Origin of the sequence: Sphaerotilus natans (assembly GCF_900156335.1) — a bacterium.
GTDB classification, from domain to species: Bacteria; Pseudomonadota; Gammaproteobacteria; order Burkholderiales; family Burkholderiaceae_C; genus Sphaerotilus; species Sphaerotilus natans.
Map to the genome: position 1 here is coordinate 130,921 of NZ_FTMZ01000008.1, position 15,714 is coordinate 146,634.

At 72.4% G+C, this 15,714-nt stretch carries 15 protein-coding genes; 8 read left to right on the forward strand and 7 right to left on the reverse strand.

Annotated features, from left to right (window positions below; all coding sequences use genetic code 11):
- Nucleotides 1-2: 2 nt before the first annotated feature.
- Together uraD and BW996_RS09535 are read left to right on the forward strand one after the other, a co-directional pair.
- Nucleotides 3-1,796 carry a 2-oxo-4-hydroxy-4-carboxy-5-ureidoimidazoline decarboxylase gene (uraD, locus tag BW996_RS09530; RefSeq protein WP_037478920.1) on the forward strand — a complete coding sequence of 598 codons (1,794 nt, stop codon included), beginning with the start codon at nt 3-5 and terminating at the stop codon, nt 1,794-1,796.
- Entirely contained in the window at nt 1,793-3,043 is a 1,251-nt protein-coding gene (locus tag BW996_RS09535) for a M20/M25/M40 family metallo-hydrolase (protein WP_037478922.1), read from the forward strand. Before uraD ends, BW996_RS09535 begins: the two co-directional genes overlap by 4 nt.
- A 7-nt stretch (nt 3,044-3,050) precedes the next feature.
- Here the strand turns inward: BW996_RS09535 and BW996_RS09540 are convergent, their stop codons facing one another.
- The 7 genes from BW996_RS09540 to BW996_RS09570 are packed head-to-tail and all read right to left on the reverse strand — an operon-like array spanning nt 3,051 to nt 9,366.
- Nucleotides 3,051-3,881 (reverse strand): LytR/AlgR family response regulator transcription factor, encoded by an 831-nt coding sequence (locus tag BW996_RS09540; RefSeq protein WP_241461836.1) that lies wholly within the window; start codon nt 3,879-3,881, stop codon nt 3,051-3,053.
- Entirely contained in the window at nt 3,878-5,014 is a 1,137-nt protein-coding gene (locus tag BW996_RS09545; RefSeq protein WP_139330821.1) for a sensor histidine kinase, read from the reverse strand. The genes BW996_RS09540 and BW996_RS09545 overlap by 4 nt, the downstream gene beginning before the upstream one ends.
- Entirely contained in the window at nt 5,014-6,030 is a 1,017-nt protein-coding gene (locus BW996_RS09550) for a hypothetical protein (protein WP_076458858.1), read from the reverse strand. The genes BW996_RS09545 and BW996_RS09550 overlap by 1 nt, the downstream gene beginning before the upstream one ends.
- A gap of 5 nt (nt 6,031-6,035) precedes the next feature.
- Entirely contained in the window at nt 6,036-6,803 is a 768-nt protein-coding gene (locus tag BW996_RS09555) for an outer membrane lipoprotein-sorting protein (RefSeq protein ID WP_206539492.1), read from the reverse strand.
- A 12-nt stretch (nt 6,804-6,815) separates the two neighbouring features.
- Nucleotides 6,816-8,060, reverse strand: a complete 1,245-nt coding sequence (locus tag BW996_RS09560) for an ABC transporter permease (protein WP_206539493.1) — start codon at nt 8,058-8,060, stop codon at nt 6,816-6,818.
- Nucleotides 8,057-8,767 carry an ABC transporter ATP-binding protein gene (locus BW996_RS09565; protein WP_206539494.1) on the reverse strand — a complete coding sequence of 237 codons (711 nt, stop codon included), beginning with the start codon at nt 8,765-8,767 and terminating at the stop codon, nt 8,057-8,059. The genes BW996_RS09560 and BW996_RS09565 overlap by 4 nt, the downstream gene beginning before the upstream one ends.
- A complete protein-coding gene (locus BW996_RS09570) occupies nt 8,764-9,366 on the reverse strand; it encodes a hypothetical protein (RefSeq protein WP_037478930.1) in 603 nt (200 codons plus the stop codon). Before BW996_RS09570 ends, BW996_RS09565 begins: the two co-directional genes overlap by 4 nt.
- Before the next feature lie 205 nt (nt 9,367-9,571).
- Here BW996_RS09570 and BW996_RS09575 point away from each other — a divergent pair, with 205 nt between their 5' ends.
- The 6 genes from BW996_RS09575 to rsfS all read left to right on the forward strand — a co-directional run bounded on the left by BW996_RS09575 (nt 9,572) and on the right by rsfS (nt 15,705).
- Entirely contained in the window at nt 9,572-10,291 is a 720-nt protein-coding gene (locus BW996_RS09575; RefSeq protein WP_037478932.1) for a YebC/PmpR family DNA-binding transcriptional regulator, read from the forward strand.
- A gap of 127 nt (nt 10,292-10,418) precedes the next feature.
- Nucleotides 10,419-12,065 carry a phosphoethanolamine transferase gene (locus BW996_RS09580; RefSeq protein ID WP_083701043.1) on the forward strand — a complete coding sequence of 549 codons (1,647 nt, stop codon included), beginning with the start codon at nt 10,419-10,421 and terminating at the stop codon, nt 12,063-12,065.
- A gap of 12 nt (nt 12,066-12,077) precedes the next feature.
- A complete protein-coding gene (gene purD, locus BW996_RS09585; RefSeq protein WP_037478934.1) occupies nt 12,078-13,376 on the forward strand; it encodes a phosphoribosylamine--glycine ligase in 1,299 nt (432 codons plus the stop codon).
- Nucleotides 13,369-14,355 (forward strand): oxygen-dependent coproporphyrinogen oxidase, encoded by a 987-nt coding sequence (hemF, locus tag BW996_RS09590; protein ID WP_169740569.1) that lies wholly within the window; start codon nt 13,369-13,371, stop codon nt 14,353-14,355. Before purD ends, hemF begins: the two co-directional genes overlap by 8 nt.
- Nucleotides 14,345-15,025: a nicotinate (nicotinamide) nucleotide adenylyltransferase gene (nadD, locus tag BW996_RS09595; protein WP_051631636.1), complete on the forward strand. Its 681-nt coding sequence runs from the start codon at nt 14,345-14,347 to the stop codon at nt 15,023-15,025. The genes hemF and nadD overlap by 11 nt, the downstream gene beginning before the upstream one ends.
- Nucleotides 15,025-15,705, forward strand: a complete 681-nt coding sequence (gene rsfS, locus BW996_RS09600; protein WP_037478937.1) for a ribosome silencing factor — start codon at nt 15,025-15,027, stop codon at nt 15,703-15,705. The genes nadD and rsfS overlap by 1 nt, the downstream gene beginning before the upstream one ends.
- The last annotated feature ends 9 nt before the right edge of the window (nt 15,706-15,714 follow it).

Genomic DNA, 15,714 nt, shown 5'->3' on the forward strand with positions numbered 1-15,714 from the left:
CCATGCCGCTGACGACCCCGCTGACCATCGAACAGCTCAACGCCGCCACGCCCGCCGAGTTCGTGGCCCTGCTGGACGGCACCTACGAGCACTCGCCCTGGATCGCTGAGCGCGCCGCCGCGCTGCGCCCCTTCACCAGTCTGGCCGGGCTGAAGCACGCGCTGGTCTGCGTCGTGCGCGACGCGGGGCAGGGCCCGCAGCTCGCGCTGATCCGCGCCCACCCGGAGCTGGCCGGCAAGGCGATGGTGTCGAAGACGCTGACCGCCGAATCGACGAACGAGCAGGGCAAGGCGGGCCTGACCGACTGCACGCCCGAGGAGTTCGCCCGGCTGCATCAGCTCAACGCCGACTACAACGCCAAGTTCGGCTTCCCCTTCATCCTGGCGGTGCGCGGGCCGCGTGGCCTGGGGCTGGGGCGGCACGAGATCATCGCCACCTTCGCGCGCCGCCTGGGCAACCCGGTCGACTTCGAGCGCGAGGAATGCCTGCGCAACATCCACCGCATCGCCGAGATCCGCCTGAACGACAAGTTCGGCGTGTCGCCCGAGCTCGGCAATCGGGTGTGGGACTGGGCCGAGCAGCTCGCGCAGCACAGCGACCCCGGCTATGCCGAGCGCGGTGAGCTGACCGTCACCTACCTGACCGACGCGCACCGCGCCTGCGCGCAGCAGCTGGCGCGGTGGATGCGCCAGGACTGCAGCTTCGACGAGGTAGCGATCGACGCGGTCGGCAATGTCGTCGGCGTCTATCACGGGCTGGACCGCGCCGCGCCGCGCCTGCTCACCGGCAGCCACTACGACACCGTGCGCAACGCCGGCAAGTACGACGGCCGCCTGGGCATCCTGGTGCCGATGGCCGCGGTGGCCGAGCTGCACCGCGCCGGTCGCCGGCTGCCCTTCGGCATCGAGGTGGTCGGCTTCGCGGAAGAAGAAGGCCAGCGCTACAAGGCGACCTTCCTGGGCTCGAGCGCGCTGGTCGGGCAGTTCGATCCGGCCTGGCTCGACCAGGTGGACGCCGACGGCGTGACGATGCGCGCGGCGATGCAGCACGCCGGGCTGTGTGTGGACGACATTGCCGCGCTGGCGCGTGACCCGGCGCGCTACCTCGGCTTCGTGGAGGTCCACATCGAGCAGGGGCCGGTGCTGGCCGAGGTGGACCTGCCGCTGGGCGTGGTCACCTCGATCAACGGCAGCGTGCGCTTCCTGGGCGAGGTCACCGGCATGGCCAGCCACGCCGGCACCACGCCGATGAACCGCCGGCGTGACGCCGCGCTGGCAGTGGCGGAACTCGCGCTGTTCGTCGAGCGGCGCGCGGCGGCCGTGCCCGACGTGGTCGGCACGGTGGGCATCGTGGAGGTGCCCGGCGGCTCGATCAATGTCGTTCCCGGCCGTTGCCGCTTCAGCCTCGACATTCGCGCCACCACCGACGCCGCGCGCGACGCCTGCCTGCACGACGTGCGCACCGAGCTGGCGGCGATCTGCCAGCGGCGCGGCGTGTCCGTGGCGCTCGACGAGACGATGCGTGCCGCGGCGGCGCCGAGCGATCCGGCCTGGCAGGCACGCTGGGAGCGGGCGGTGGCGGCCCTCGGCCTGCCGGTGCAGCATCTGCCCAGCGGCGCCGGCCACGACGCGATGAAGCTGCATGAGCGGATGCCGCAGGCGATGCTGTTCGTGCGCGGCCTGAACGCCGGCATCAGCCACAACCCGCTCGAATCGAGCACGAACGAGGACATCGAGCTGGCGGTGCGCGCCTTCGCCGATGTGCTCGAACAACTGAACACGGAGCCCGCCGCATGACCCCGACCCCTGACCGTTTCGCCCGGCTCGACGCCTGGATCGACGCGCACTTCGACGAGGAGGTCACCTTCCTGCAGAAGCTGGTGCAGGTGCCCACCGACACGCCGCCCGGCAACAACGCCCCGCACGCCGAGCGCACCGCCGAGCTGCTCGCCGGCTTCGGCTTCGACGCGGAAAAGCACGCGGTCCCCGAGCAGGAAGTGCGCGACTACGGGCTGGCGTCGATCACCAACCTGATCGTGCGCCGCGCCTATGACGCCGGCGGCCCGGTCATCGCGCTCAACGCGCACGGCGACGTGGTGCCGCCCGGCGAGGGCTGGACGCACGACCCCTACGGCGGCGAGATCGTCGACGGCCGGCTCTACGGCCGCGCGGCGGCGGTCAGCAAGAGCGACTTCGCCACCTTCACCTTCGCCACCCGTGCGCTGGAGGCGCTGCGGGCCGAGGGCGCGCCCCTGAAGGGCGGCGTCGAGCTGCACTTCACCTACGACGAGGAATTTGGCGGCGAGCTCGGCCCCGGCTGGCTGCTTGAACAGGGCCTGACGGAGCCCGACTACCTGATCGCCGCCGGCTTCGGCCACGAGGTCATCACCGCGCACAACGGCTGCCTGCAGCTGGAGGTGACGGTGCACGGCGTCATGGCCCACGCCGCGATTCCCGACAGCGGCGTCGATGCGCTGCAGGGGGCGGTGGCGATCATGAACGCGCTCTATGGCGAGAACGCGCGCTACCGCGCCGAGATCCGCTCGCAGGTGCCGGGCATCAACCATCCCTACATCAACGTCGGCTGGATCCAGGGCGGCACCAACACCAATGTCGTGCCCGGCAAGGTGGTGATGAAGATCGATCGCCGCATGATCCCCGAGGAAGATCCGGTGCAGGTCGAGGCCGAGATCCGCCGCCTCATCACCGAGGCCGCCGCCAGCCGGCCGGGGGTGAGCGTCGACATCCGCCGGCTGCTGCTGGCCCAGGCGCTGCAGCCGCTGCCGGGCAACCGGCCGCTGGTCGAGGCGATCTGCCGCCACGGCGCCGAGGTCTTCGGCGAGGCGATTCCCGTGTCGGGCACGCCGCTCTACACCGACGTGCGGCTGTACTGCGCCCACGGCATTCCGGCGGTGATCTACGGCGCCGGGCCGCGCACCGTGCGCGAGTCCAACGCCAAGCGTGCCGACGAGCATCTGGTGCTCGACGACCTGCGCCGCGCGACGAAGGTGGTGGCGCGCACGCTGCTGCAGATGCTGGGCTGAGTGAGGCTCACAGCCCCCGGAAGCGCGCCGCGAACACCCGGCTGACCGCCAGCCGCTCGGGCCGCTCGCGCAGCTCCAGCGTGGTGCGGCCCTGCTCGTCGCGCACCGCACGGGCGATGCAGCGCGCCTGCACCACCGTGCCGCGGTGGACCTGCCAGAAGCGCTGCTCATCCAGCTGGCCGAGCAGCTCGCGCAGCGACAGCCGGATCAGGTGCTCGCGCCGGGCGGTGACCACCCGCAGGTACTTGTCGGCGGCCTCGAAGTAGATGACCTCGTCGACCGGCACCATCTCGGTGACTGCGCCGTGCTGCGCGGCGATCACCTCCAGCCGTTCGGACGGACGCCGCGCGGCCGGCTCGGCGGCCTGCATCAGCTGCTGCAGCCTTCCCACCAGATCGTCGAGCGGTGGCGTGTCGTCCGGTCGGCGCTCCTGCTGCGCCTGCAGCCGCGCCTGCAGCCGCGCCAGGCTGCTGGCGAGCCGCGCCGGCTGCACCGGCTTGAGCAGGTAGTCGGCTGCCTGCAGCTCGAAGGCCTGCACCGCATGCTGGTCATAGGCGGTCACGAAGACCAGCAGCGGGAAGCCGGCCGCGTCGGCATCCGGCCAGTCCTCGACCAGCGCGCGGGCGACCTCCAGCCCGTCCAGCCCCGGCATGCGGATGTCGAGAAAGACGATCTGTGGCCGCAGCGCCAGCGTGCGCTCCAGGGCCTGCGTGCCGTGGGTCGCCATGCCGACGATGCGCAGCGCCGGCCACGCCTGCTGCAGCGCGTGGCGCAGGTGCGCGGCCAGCAGCGGCTCGTCCTCGGCGATCAGCGCGCTGGCGTCCAGGTCAGGATTCATCGGGCCGGTTCTCCTTCGTTCGAGGTTGAAAAGGCGGCGGGCAGCGGCAGCTCGACGCAGGCCAGCGTGCCGTCCGGCGCCGCCTGCAGCGTGAGCTGCGCCTGATCGCCGTGCAGCGTGCGCAGCCGCTCGCGCACCTGGTCGAGGCCGAAGCCGGTGCCTGGCGGCAGGGCGCTGGCCGGGGGCGTCGGGCCCAGGCCGACGCCGGTGTCATGCACCGTCAGGCGCAGCCGCTCGCCGCAGTGCTCGGCGCGCACCGTCAGCCGGCCACCGTCGACGCTGGGCTCCAGGCCGTGGCGGATCGCGTTCTCCACCAGCGGCTGCAGCAGCAGCGCCGGCACCGGCAGCGCGGCCAGCTCAGGGGGCAGCTCGAAGCGGCTCTCCAGCCGCTCGCCCATGCGCACCTGCATCAGCGCCAGATAGTCGCGCAGCCGGGCGAACTCGTCGGTCAGCGCATGCTCGGCCACCCGCGAGCCCTGCAGCGTGGCGCGCAGGAAGTCGATCAGGTGGTCGAGCATCACGCCCGCGCGCGGCGGGTCCAGGTCGATCAGCACCCGCAGATTGGCCAGGGTGTTGAACAGCATGTGCGGTTCGAGCTGGCTTTCCAGCAGCTTCAGGCGCGTCTCGGCGGCCAGGCGACGCACCGCTTCGGCTTCGGCCTCGGCCAGCAGCCGGCGGCTCTGCAGCGACTGGACGATGGTCAGCAACAGGCCGACGGTCAGCGTGACCAGCATCATCGGCGCGAAGCCGTCGTGCTGCAGCGGGCCGTGGTGCAGCATCGGCTGGCCGCTCAGCCAGGCCCCCAGGCGCGAGCCGCCGCGAAAGCCCAGCACGGTGCCGATCCCGATCAGCGCACTCATCCAGCCCCAGCCCGGCCAGCCCTGCGTGGCCGGCACGTCGCCAGGGTCGCGCGCCAGGCGCCAGCGCACCGCCAGCCCCCGGCCGACGTCGATCAGCGCCCAGCAGCTCAGGCCGATCGAGAGCGAATACACCAGCGAGACGCCCAGCGCGTCGCCGAGCAGGGTGTGCAGGAAGACGGCGATCAGCACGCAGGCGCCGACGGTCCACAGCGCGCGGCGCGCCATGCCGTGGTGCAGTGGCTGGGGCGTGGGCAGGGCTTGGGGGCTTGTCATCAGAACGCCAGTGTCGCCGCGATGGCGCCGTTCTGGCGCAGCGGGCCCTGGCGCATCGCCGCCGTCTGCGGGCCGCCGAGCCGGCGCCAGGCGGCCTCGACGCGCCAGCGGTCGCCGCTCCAGCGCAGGCCCGCGCCCAGGCTGCGCCCGCCGTCGCGCGGCTGCCACAGCAGATCGAGCGAGGGCTCCCAGGCGCCGTCCTTCAGGCTGGCGCGCAGGTAGAGATTGCGCTGCGCGGCGCGGCGCGCAGCCGCACCGTCATGCCAGGCCTCGGCCAGCAGCGTCAGGTCCGGGCCGCCGGTCCAGCTCCAGCCCGCCAGCGTCTGGTGACGGGCGAGGTGCGGCTGCCAGCGCGTCGAGGCGTGCAGCTCGACCGCGTCGCTGGCGACCCAGGCCAGCGCGGCGCCCAGGCCGGCGTGACGGTCCTGGCGCCAGTCGGCGTGCAGATGGGCATCGAGCGTGCCCAGGCGGTGGAAATGGCGCCACGCCAGCGTGCGCTCGGCCGCCTCGCCCTGCGGCTCGACGGCGACGAGGCTGGTGGCGCTGTCGGCATCGACCCGCTCGGCCTGCAGCACCGCTCGGCCCTGCGGCGTGGTCGGCAGCAGCGGGCGGCGCTCCTCGCGCTGCACCACGTCATTGGGCCGGAAGGCCTGGCCGACATCCCAGGCGACGATGCGCCGGCCGGCGGCGAGCTGCCAGTCGGCCAGATCCAGGTGGGCGTAGAGCTCGTTGACGCGGCCCGGCGTGGCGGTCTGCGCGTCGCCGTCGCGGCGTTGCAGCGCGGTCTGGGCGTCCAGATGCAGGCCCAGGCCGGTCTGCGCGTCGAGTGCGCGTCGCGCGTCGGCGCGCAGCTGGAGCTGGGCCGCCGTCCTGGCGTCGGTGGTGGCGGCCTGCTGGAACTCGCGCGCCAGCCGCAGCTCGCCCGAGAGCGCGAAGCGGGTCGCCTCGTCGGCGCGGGCCCCGGGTGCCGCGGCGATGGCCGTCGCCAGCAGGGTCACGGTCCAGATCGGTGTCATCGCGCTCACTCCAGCGTCGGGTTGCGCACCAGCGCCATCGGGTTCAGCCAGGATTCGGGCACGCGGCGCGCCTGGCGCGAGAGGTACTCGATGCGGGTGCGCCGGCCGTGGCCGAGCGCGTCGATCAGCTCCATCGCGTCGATGCGGGTCGGCCGCTCGGGCCGGTCGGTGAGGAAGCGCGCCTGCTTGGCCCGCTTGTCCGACTGCACGTACAGGTCGGCGCGCACCGGCTCGTGGTGCGTGCGGCCGAGCCACAGCTCGATGCGCGCGTAGCTGGTGCCCTTGCGCTGCGCCGCCAGGCTCAGGTGCCAGCAGGCGGCCGGGGCCGATGGCGCGGCATCCTCGGCGCAGGGCTCGGCGCCGACCAGGGTCGCGGCATAGTCCTGCGACCAGCGCAGCGTGGCGATGTCGCCGGTCGAGGCGTCGCCCAGCAGCTTCTGCATCGGCGTGATGCGCATCGGCCGCTGCGTGCCGGGCATCAAGAGCCAGAAGTCGTCGCCGAGCATCAGCACCTTCTGGCCCTGCTCGGCCGGCGAGCGCATGACGACCAGCGAGCGCCGGCCGCTCTGCGCGTAGACGGTGTAGAGCCGCTCCTTGTCGGGCGAGGTGGTGGTGACGCGCGTCTCGACGACGAGGTCGTCGTCGACCATGCGGAAGCGGTCGGCGTCGGCGAGCAGGCGCGCGACGTCCGGCGCGGGATCCGCGGCCCGAGCGGGCGCGGCGAGGGCGGTCAGCGTGACCAGCAGCGGCAGCAGCGGCAGCATCGGTTTCATGATCGATGTTCCTCAGACATGGCCCAGCGCGGCGACCACCGGCAGCCGCACTGTGCGTCGTGCGACCCCGGCGGAGGCCAGCGCCACCAGCGTCGTCACCAGGCCGAGCGTGGCCAGCATCAGCCCGGCGTCCAGCGTGATCAGCAGGGGATAGCCGGTCGAGCGGCCGGGCGGCGGCGGCATCATCACCGGGAAGACCTGCAGCGCCACCGACACCGCCCCCGTGATCGCCGCGCCGATCGCGCCGCCGGCGGCGCCCAGCAGCAGCCCCTCCATCGCCAGCGTCTGCAGCAGCTGGCCCGGCCGGGTGCCCAGCGCGCGCAGCGTGCCGATCTCGCGGGTGCGCTCGATCACCGACATCGCCATCGCGTTGGCGACCACCACGACCACGATCACGCCGATGATCAGCCCGAGCGCGCCGAAGATGCGGTTGTAGAGCGCGCGCACGCTGCGGTAGAAGGGCGCCTGCTCCTCCCAGGTGCGCAGCGCCAGGTCGGGCAGGGCCGCGCCGAGCCGCGCGCGCGCCGGCAGCGTCGCCTCCATGCGGTCCAGGAAGACGCCCAGGCTCGACACCCGGTCGGTCACCAGCAGGCGCTGCGCGGTGGCGACGTCGGTGTAGACCAGGCGCTGGTCGATCTCGGGCACGCCGGTGGAGACGATGCCGGCCACCGTGACGTCGAGCGCGTTCATCGCGCCCTCGGTCGTGCCGGCCAGGAGCGTCAGCGACGCGCCCGGCTGCGCCTTGAGGTTGCGCGCCAGCCCGGCGCCGAGCATCACCGCGCCGCGCTCGGTGCCGGCCAGCTCGCGCCCGGCCTCCACCGTCAGGAAGGGGCCCTTGACCGCGAACTCGGCGTCCGGCTCGATGCCGACGCCCATCATGATCACCGACTTGTCGCCGTTGCTGATCAGGCCGCCGAACTCGACGCGCGGCAGCACCTGGCGCACCGCCGGGTCGGACAGCAGCCGCTGGCGCAGCGCCTCGGCGTTCGTCAGGCCGTGCTGCAGCGGCGTGTCCTCGAAGCCGTCGAACTGCGCCGCGTGCGCCAGCACCAGGTGGCCGGTGGTGCGCGCCGAGGCCTCGGCCAGGCCCTGGTAGGTCGAGAGCGCGAAGCCGCCGGCCAGCAGGATCGCCGCGGTGCCGAGCGCGGCGATCGCCACGGTGACCAGCGAGCGGCGCCGGTTGCGCCGCGTGTTGAGCCACGCGAAGCGCGCCCAGGCGAGCAGGGCATTCATCCGGGCGGGCATCTGGGCGTTCATGCGGACATCTCCAGGTCGGCAGGGGCGATCACGCCGTCGCGCAGCGCGATGACGCGGTCGCAGCGGCGCGTCAGCCGCTCGTCGTGGGTGGCGATCAGGAAGGCGGCACCGTCCCGGTGGCCGAGCTCGCGCATCAGGTCGAGCATCTGCGTGGCTGTGGCCGAGTCCAGGCTGGCGGTCGGCTCGTCGGCGATGACCAGCCCCGGGCGCTTGACCAGCGCGCGGGCGATGGCCACCCGCTGGCGCTGGCCGCCGGAGAGCGCATCCGGCCGGTGGCCGGCGTGCTCGCGCAGGCCCACCGCGTCGAGCGCCGCGGCGACGCGTGCACGCCGCTCCACGGCGGTCACGCCGGCCAGGAACAGCGGGTAATCGACGTTGTCAGCCACCGTCATCACCGGCACCAGGTTGAAGCCCTGGAAGATGAAGCCGATGGCGTCGCGGCGCAGTGCCGTCGCGGCGGCCTCGTCGCGGGCGTCGACGGCCTGGCCGCGCAGCCGCACCGTGCCGGCGTCGGGCATGTCGATCAGGCCGGCGAGGTTCAGGATCGTGCTCTTGCCGCTGCCCGACGGGCCGGTCAGCGCCACCAGCTCGCCCGGTCGCACCGCCAGGTCGACGCCGCGCAGCGCCGGCACCGTGTGCGCGCCGAGCCGGTAGGTCTTGTGCACGCCCTGCAGCTCGATCACCGGCGGGGTCTTCAGGGCGTTCATGCGGCCTCCTTCGCGGCCAGGCGCTGCACCGCTTCGCGGAAGGCCGCCGGCGTGGCCGCCAGCGCCGGGTCGCGCTGCACCTGCTCGAGCAGGCGCCGGCCACGCTCGCCGCGGTGGAACATCGCCGGCAGCGCCAGGAAGGTGCCGGCGGCGGTCAGCCGCGTCTCCAGCGCCACCGGCACGCCGCGGTGCAGCTCGGTGGCGTGTGCCGGCGTCAGACGCGCCAGCGCCCGGTCGATCATCGCCAGACCGTCCTCGGCGTGGCCCATCTTCTTCCACGGCATCCAGGTGGCGCGCGCCTGCATCGCGGTGGCCGCACCGGCATAGGCCAGCAGCAGCGGGTCGTCGGGTCGGGCCTGCAGCAGCGCGGTGAACTGCGCCAGCGCCGGCGCGATGGCGGCGTGGTCGCCGTCGCGGGCGCGGCCGAAGATGGCCGCGGCCTGGTCGAAGTCTGTCGCCGGGGTCGCTGCGGTGGCGACGACCCGCGGGCTGGCCGGCATCCCGTCGGTCGACAGGGCCGAAGCGGCCGGTGCGGTCATGGCGACCAGCACGCCGAGCTTGATGGCGGCAAGGAACAGGAACAGATGGCGGCGCGACATGGAGGACATCTCCCGGAAAGCGTTGACGATGGCGTCATGGTTCGCGGTCCGGCGCCGCCGCGCAGCCGCGATGCGACGAACGGTGATCCGGTGGCGCGAACGGTCGTCCGGGCGGTGTCAGTGGATCGGTGGCCGGCCTGCCGCCGAAAAGTAGAATGGCGCCCCACCGAACTCAGCTGAACAACAGTTACAGGAGCATCCATCCATGGCCGGTCATTCCAAGTGGGCGAACATCCAGCACCGCAAGGGTCGTCAGGACGAGAAGCGCGGCAAGGTCTGGACCCGCATCACCCGCGAGATCATCGTCGCGGCCCGCGAGGGCGGCGGCGACATCGCGATGAATCCGCGCCTGCGCCTGGCCATCGAGAAGGCCAAGGCGGCCAACATGCCGGCCGACAACATCAAGCGCAACGTCGACAAGGCCACCGGCAACCTCGACGGCGTGACCTACGAGGAAATCCGCTACGAGGGCTACGGCATCGGCGGCGCGGCCATCATCGTCGACACGATGACCGACAACCGCGTGCGCACGGTGGCCGAGGTGCGCCACGCCTTCAGCAAGTACGGCGGCAACCTGGGCACCGAAGGCTCGGTGGCCTTCCAGTTCAAGCACTGCGGCCAGATCGTCTTTGCGCCCGGCACCAGCGAGGACAAGGTGATGGAAGTCGCGCTGGAGGCCGGCGCCGACGATGTGGTCGTCGGCGATGACGGCTCGATCGAGGTGCTGACCGCGCCGGCCGACTTCGAGGCGGTGCGCGACGCGCTGACGGCCGCCGGCCTGAGCGCCGAGATCGCCGAGGTCACGATGCGCGCCGACAACCCGGTCGAGCTGGCTGGCGACGACGCCGCGCGCATGCAGAAGCTGCTCGACGTCATCGAGGATCTGGACGACGTGCAGGACGTGTTCCACAACGCGGTGCTCTGAACCCAGAGCCCAGGGTCCAGGCTCCCGGGTCTCAGGCCCGGAGCACAGAACAAGACACGACATAGCTCTGAGCCCGGGCCGCGCGTCCTTGCGTGTGCAGCCCAGGCGCGGTGCGAGGGGACAAGCGATGGCGATGGAGATGTCGGCCGCCCAGGCCGTGTCCGGGCGCTCCGTGCGCACGGCGCGCGCGGGCTGGCTGCTGCTGGGCTCGGTGCTGATGCTGCTGCTGGGGCTGTCGGGCCAGCCGCTGCTGGGCGCGGCCAAGATGGCGGTGCTGTTCCTGCCCGGATGGTGGCTGCTGTCCTTGCGGATCATTCGGCCGGCGCTGCGCCGACCGGCCTTCCTGCTGTGGACCGTGCCCTTCATCGTCGATGCGGCGGTGCGGGGCTTCCTGCATTTCAGCTATGGCGCGGCGCCGGACAGCTCGCTGGTGCTGACCTCGCTGGCCAACACCCACGGCGACGAGGCGCTGCAGTACCTCGAGCAGCATGCGGTGCCGGTGGCGCTGGCCAGTCTGCTGGCGCTGGCGGCGCTGACGGTGCTGGACCGCATCGCCCGCGAGATCCTGGCGCACGATCCCGGTCCGGACGACCGCGGCCTGTCCTGGGGGCTGAGCTGGCCGCAGGCGCTGCTGCCGGTGCTGCTGGCGCTGGGCGCCACCGCCAGCGGGCCGTGGCGCGACATGCATCCGCTGGCCTTCTGGCCGCAGTGGCCGGCGCAGCTGGCCAGCACCCGCGCCGCGCTGCGCGACGCCGCGCTCGAGCACCAGGGCTGGATCGACCGGGCCGCCCGGGCCGGCGTGGTCGGACCGATCGAGGGCGGGCGCGTCGCGATGCTGGTCATCACCGAGAGCATCAACCGCGACAACCTCGGCCTGTACGGCTATTCCCGCGCGACCACCCCGGCGCTGGAGCGGCATCGCCATGAGCTGCTGGTGATGCGTCATGCCTGGTCGGTGGCGGCTTCGACCGTGCCGGCGCTCGACGCGATGCTGCGGCCGACCGCCGCCGACGGCAGCCGCCAGGACCTGCTGGCGCTGGCGCGTGCGGCCGGCTACCGCATCCACTGGATCAGCAACCATGACGATCTGGCGATCCGCACCCGCCACGGCGGCCTGGCCGACGAGCAGGTCTACATCAACCGGGTGCCGGGCCGTTCGGCGCGCACGCTCGATGGCACGCTGCTGCCGCAGGTCGATCGCGCGCTGGCCGATCCGGCGCCGCTGAAGCTGATCGTGGTGCATCTGCTGGGCGCGCATCCGCATTACCGCTACCGCTATCCGGAAGGTCAGCCCGAGACCGGCTCCGCCGACGATGCGGTCTCCGCGGCGATGGTCGAGCAGGGCCGCTGGCCGTGGATCCGGCGTTTCCGCACCGAATATGACACCGCGCTGCGCTATCACGATGGGGTGCTGGCCGCGCTGCTCAAGCAGCTGCAGGCGGTGCCGGCCGACGATGACACCCGCAAGCTCTGGCTGGCGGTGTCCGACCATGGCCAGGATGTCGGACATGACCGCAACCATGCGGGCCACAGCCCGATGACGCCGGCCGGCTACCGCATTCCGCTGCTGCTGTGGCAATCCGGCCACGCGCTGCCCCCCGATGCGCAGGCCCTGGAGCAGCGTCCGGTGCGGGCCGACTGGCTGGCCGATCTGCTGCTGCCCCGGCTGGGCATCACGCTGCCGGGGGCCGATCCCGCGCGCGATGCGCTCTCGGCCGACTACCGCTGGCAGCCCCCGGTGCTGCCGGTCGCTGTGGCAAACTACCTCGACTGATTTCGGATGTCTATGAAAGTACTGGTTATTGGCGGCGGCGGCCGCGAGCATGCCCTGGCCTGGAAGCTGGCGCAGTCCCCCCGGGTCCACAAGGTCTATGTGGCGCCTGGCAACGGCGGTACGGCCCTGGACCCACGCATCGTCAACGTGCCGATCGGCAACGATGTGGCCGCGCTGGCCGACTTTGCCCAATCCGAGAAGATCGGCCTGACGGTGGTCGGCCCCGAGGCGACACTGGCGCTGGGCGTGGTCGACGCCTTCCGCGCGCGCGGCCTGCGCATCTTCGGGCCGTCGAAGGCGGCCGCGCAGCTCGAGAGCTCCAAGGCCTTCGCCAAGGACTTCATGAAGCGGCACAAGATCCCGACCGCCGCCTACGACACCTTCAGCGACGCGGCTGCCGCGCATGCCTACGTGGACAAGATCGGCGCGCCGATCGTCGTCAAGGCCGACGGCCTGGCCGCCGGCAAGGGCGTGGTCGTGGCGATGACGCTCGACGAGGCCCATGAGGCGGTCGACTGGATGCTGCTCGACAACAAGCTCGGCGTGCAGCACAACGACGCGGGCGCCCGGGTGGTCATCGAGGAGTTCCTGCAGGGCGAGGAGGCCAGCTTCATCGTCATGGTCGACGGCCGCAACATCCTGGCGCTGGCCACCAGCCAGGACCACAAGCGCCTGCAGGATGCCGACCAGGGCCCGAACACCGGCGGCATGGGCGCCTACTCGCCCGCGCCGGTGGTCACGCCCAACATCCACGCCAAGGTGATCCAGGAGATCATCCGCCCGACGGTCGAGGGCATGCGCCGCGACGGCATGCCCTTTACCGGCTTCCTGTACGCCGGCCTGATGATCGATGCGACCGGCGGCGTCAAGACGCTGGAGTTCAACACCCGCATGGGCGACCCGGAGACGCAGCCGATCATGATGCGCCTGAAGAGCGACCTGCTCGAGGTGCTGCTGCATGCCACCGACGGCACGCTCGACCAGGTCGCGCTGGACTGGGACCGCCGCGTCGCGCTGGGCGTGGTGATGGCCGCCGGCGGCTATCCGCTCGACCCGAAGAAGGGCGACACGCTGCGCGGCCTGCCGGCCGAGACCGAGGACTGCAAGGTCTTCCATGCCGGCACCGCCACCGGCCCGAACGGCACGGTCGTCACCAGCGGTGGCCGCGTGCTGTGCGTGACCGCGCTGGGCGACTCGGTGCGCACCGCGCAGCAGCGCGCCTACATCGGCGTGCAGTCGATCCAGTTCGACGGCATGCAGTACCGCAACGACATCGGCTACCGCGCGATCAAGCGCGGCGGCAATGCCTGAGATGGTGGCGCCCGACGAGCGGCCGCTGTCGAACGAGACGGTGCGGGCCTACCTCCTGGGCCTGCAGCAGTCGATCTGCGACGCCGTGGGTGCCGAGGACGGCCAGTCCTTCCTGACGGATGCCTGGGAGCGTCCGGCCGGCGGGCGGCTGGAGGGTGCGGGCATCACCCGGCTGATCGAGGGCGGCGCGCTGCTCGAGCGCGGCGGCTGCGCCTTCTCGCAGGTGCGCGGGCCCGCCTTGCCGCCTTCGGCCACGCAGCACCGGCCGGAGCTGGCCGGCGCGCCCTTCGAGGCGATGGGCGTGTCGCTGGTCTTCCATCCGCGCAACCCCTATGTGCCGACGGTGCACATGAACGTGCGCATGCTCTCGGCCACGCCCACCGAGGGCCCGGCCGCCGGGCAGACGGTGCGCTGGTTCGGCGGCGGCATGGACCTGACGCCTTACTATGGCTTCGAGGAAGACGCGGTGCATTTCCACCGCGCCTGCCGCGACGCGCTGGCGCCGCACGATCCGGCGCTGTACCCGCGCTTCAAGACCTGGTGCGACGAGTACTTCTTCCTGAAGCACCGCGACGAGCCGCGCGGCGTGGGCGGCATCTTCTTCGACGACTTCTCGGCGCTGGGCGCGCAGGGCAGCTTCGCGATACTCAAGGATGTGGGCGACGCGCTGCTCAAGGGCTGGCTGCCGATCGCGCAGCGCCGCCGCGATACCCCGTACGGCGAGCGCGAGCGTGACTTCCAGGCCTACCGGCGCGGCCGCTATGTCGAGTTCAACCTTGTCTGGGACCGCGGCACGCTCTTCGGCCTGCAGTCGGGTGGACGCACCGAGTCGATCCTGATGTCGATGCCGCCGAACGTGAGCTGGCGCTACCGCTGGGCGCCCGAGCCCGGCACGCCGGAGGCGCGGCTCTACACCGACTTCCTGCGCCCGCGCGACTGGCTCGCCGAGGCGGAGGCCGCCGGCACCGATGGCCTCTGACCCGCCCCGGGCCGGGCGGCGGGTGCGCCGCATCGGCCTGTTCGGCGGCAGCTTCGATCCGGTCCACCAGGCTCACCGCGAACTGGCCGAAGCGGCGCTTGCGCAGCTCGGTCTGGACGAGCTGCGCTGGATTCCGGTGGGTCAGGCGTGGCAGAAAACCCGACAGATGGCCCCGGCGACGCATCGCGCCGCGATGGTCGGGCTCGCGATCGGCGACAATCCCGCTTTCGTGCTCGAGCGCTGCGAGATCGAACGCGACGGACCGAGCTACACGCTCGACACCGTCGCCGAGCTGCAGCGGCGCGACGGGCAGCGGCATCCGGGCGAGCCGGCCGACTGGTTCCTGGTCATCGGACAGGACCAGCTGGCCAACTTCGCCACCTGGCACGGTTGGCGCGATCTGCTCGGGCGGGTCGCTCTGGCGGTGGCCGGCCGGGCCGGCGACGCGGTGCAGATGCCCGTGGCGCTGGCCGAGGCCGGCGCGCGGGTCGTGCCGCTGGCGATGATGCCGATGACGGTGTCGTCGACCGAACTGAGGACGCGGCTGGCTGCAGGCGAGCCCGCGTCCAGCCTGGCGCCCCGGATGGTGGCGCCGGCGGTGGCAGGCTATATTGAACGCCACGGCCTGTACCATCCCCACCCCCCGAACACGGAACAAGAACGGATCTAATGGACATCCGCAAGCTGCAACGCGCCATCGTCGATGGCCTCGAGGGCGTCAAGGCCCAGGACATCGTGGTCTTCAACACCGAGCATCTCTCGCCGCTCTTCGAGCGGGTGGTGATCGCCTCGGGCACGAGCAACCGCCAGACCAAGGCCCTCGCCGCCGGCGTGCGCGACGAGGTCAAGGGCATCGGGGGCGAGATCCTGAGCATGGAGGGCGAGGACAACGGCGAGTGGATCATCGTCGACTGTGGCTCGGCCGTCGTCCACATCATGCAGCCGGCCATCCGGCAGTACTACCACCTCGAGGAGATCTGGGGTGGCAAGGCGGTGCGCATGAAGCTGGCCAGCCAGCGCACGGGCCTGGCCAAGGCCTCGGAAGGCCCGGCCGACGAGGACGAGGGCGCTCAGGCCGGCGTCGACGTGCCGGCCCGCAAGGCGCCGGCCCGCAAGCGCGGCTCCTCGGCCGCCGAGGCGGTGGCCAAGCCGGTCAAGCCGGCCGCCAAGCGCGCTCCGCGTGCGGCCTCCGCCGCGGAAGGCGCGCCCGCCGCACGCAAGACCGCCGCCCCGCGCAAGACGGCTGCTCGCAAGGCCACGCCGAAGATCCAGACCGTCGTCATCAACGCGCCCGAGCGCAAGGCCGCCGCACCCGCTGCCCGCAAGCGCGCGGCGCCCAAGCGCGGCTGACGCCCGGTC